General features: G+C 72.8%; 1 protein-coding gene and 1 pseudogene. One reads left to right on the top strand and one right to left on the bottom strand.

Features of this window, described 5'->3' with window-relative positions:
• The first annotated feature begins 339 nt into the window (after positions 1–339).
• Positions 340–1,008 (top strand): toll/interleukin-1 receptor domain-containing protein, encoded by a 669-nt coding sequence (locus tag MXD58_RS29995; protein ID WP_248838641.1) that lies wholly within the window; start codon positions 340–342, stop codon positions 1,006–1,008.
• 23 nt (positions 1,009–1,031) lie between these two features.
• Here MXD58_RS29995 and MXD58_RS29990 read toward each other — a convergent pair.
• A pseudogene (locus tag MXD58_RS29990) lies at positions 1,032–2,107 on the bottom strand (hypothetical protein); the annotation flags it as partial.

The following is a 2,107-nucleotide window of genomic DNA, read 5'->3' as shown; positions in this document are numbered from 1 at the left end:
CGGCGGGAGAGGAGGACCCGGCCCGGCGGCGAACAGCGCGAGTGCCACGAGCCCGACGAACCCCATCAGCGTGATCCAGGTGGCCCAGGACAGCGCGCTGTCCGCGAACGGCCCGAGCGGCGTCGAGGGCGCGGGCAGCGCCGTCACCGACGCGACACGTGCGGCTGGCAAGGTGCATCACCTCCGTGGTTCCCACGCTTGCGGAACCGAGGTTAGGCACGCCTAAGCAGCCGTTCAATGTGGGAAGACAGACCTCCGGATCGTTGAACCCGAAACGGTTCTGCTCCGTGTCACCTGATCCGACCTTCGCCGCGGTGACCGCGATCTATGCTGGTGGTCATGGCGGACGACGCATCGTCGGGAAACGAATGGCACCAGGACGGACGCGGCGCGGCCGATTTCTTCGTCTCCTACGTTCCGGCTGATGAGGAATGGGCCCAGTGGATTTCCTGGGTGCTGGAAGAGGCGGGATACCAGGTGCTGGTTGAGGCCTGGGATGTCGTGGCCGGAGCAAGCCGGGCAGGTGTCGTGAACACCGGGCTGTCCCTGGCCCGACATGTTCTCGCGGTCGTGTCCGGAGAGTATCTGCGGTCAGCCGTCGCTGCAGCCGAATGGCAGGCCGTCTGGGCCGCCGACCCCCGGGGGCTCGCCCGCCGCCTCGTCCCGGTCCGGGTCGAGGCGTGCGAGCTGCCTGGCGCCCTCGGTCCGCTCGCGTCCATCGACCTGTTCGACAGGGACGGCGACCACGCGGGCCGCCGGCTGCTCGACCAGCTCGCCGCGGCGCGTTGCGGTCGGGCCAGGCCGGCACACGCACCGCCCTTCCCCACCGGTTCGCGCCCGCCGGGCCGCGGCGCTGGCGCACCGGGCGCGCCCGCGCGAAGCGGACCCGAGCCGGTCGGACCCGACGACCTCGAGCGCAGCGGCGTCCACGTCCAGGTCGGCGGTGACCTGACCGGTCAGCTCGTCGTCGGCTCGCACAACTCGCTCCTGCGCTCCGACGGCGCCTGACCTGTGCCCGCGCGGCCGCCTGGTCATCCGCCCAGCGGGGACAAGGTGTCGGACGGTGTCGACGTCGGGGTCGGGGTCGAGCTCGGCGTCGGGCTCGGAGTCGGGCTCGGAGTCGGGCTCGGGCTCGGAGTCGACGTCGGTGCGGACACGCTGCCCTGCAGGGCGATCGTGCGATCGACGCCGTCGCTACCCGCGATCCGCAGGGTGCCGGTCACCGCGCCTGCGGATGACGGCGGGACCAACGTGATGTCGAGCCGGCAGGCCGTCCCGCTGTCGCCGGGGATCGTGCCGGGGCAGTTGGGGTCCCGGCGCACGGAGAAGGGGGCGGTCACCCTGAGGCCGGTCAGGTCGTAGCTGCGGCCGGCGCAGCCAATGGACACGAAGGTGTAGGGCTGGGTCACCGTCGTGCCGGCCGGTGTCGGCGGGAAGGTGACCCCCGCAGGCGGCTCGGTGCCGCAGGGCACCGGCGGCGTCGTCGTGGTGGTCCGGGTTTGGCTGGTGGTCGTGCCGGCAAGGGTGTCGTCGACGCCTGTGCTGCCGTCGCGCTGCGGGAGCGCGACATGCGCCTCGGCGGTGCCGGGCCGCGTCGGGCGGAAGGCGATGGTGATGCGACACCGATCGCCGGTGAAGGTGCCCGCTGGGCAGGACGGCGCCCAGGTGATGTGGAACGCGGCGGCGTCCGGGCCGTCGAGGACGAAACCGCGCCGGTCGTAGGTGCACGCCGGGTCGAGAGTCAGTTCCTGCGCCGCCGACGTGGTGGCGGTCGCGATGTCCATGAACGAGTAGTCGTCGGGGACCGGATCGCAGTTCGCGCTGCCCGGATCCGTGCCCGGGTCCGGACCCGGACCCGTTGGCGAACCGCTGGTCACCGGCGTCACGGAGATCACCGACGCCGTGGGCGCGGTCGGCTGGCCTGACGGTCTCAGCGGAGCTGACGACGGGCTGCTGACGGGCGCCGCCGCCAGTCCGCTCGAGCGGGCGGGGCCGCGCAGCGCGAAGGCCACCCCGGCGGTCACGAGGATCACCGCCACCACCATGATCGCGATCTTCGCCGCCGCGCTGTGGCCGAGGCCGCGGGCGATGGAGCGCGGCGCGGAGG

The sequence above is a fragment of the Frankia sp. AgKG'84/4 genome, assembly GCF_023242965.2.
Taxonomy (GTDB): domain Bacteria; phylum Actinomycetota; class Actinomycetes; order Frankiales; family Frankiaceae; genus Frankia.
The sequence above is the reverse complement of the archived record's forward strand: the minus strand, read 5'-3'. Positions and strand labels throughout refer to the sequence as shown.

What these genes read in the sequence shown, in the direction of transcription:
- MXD58_RS29995 (WP_248838641.1), top strand. Translation starts at nt 340, where the DNA reads ATGGCGGACGACGCATCGTCGGGAAACGAATGGCACCAGGACGGACGC.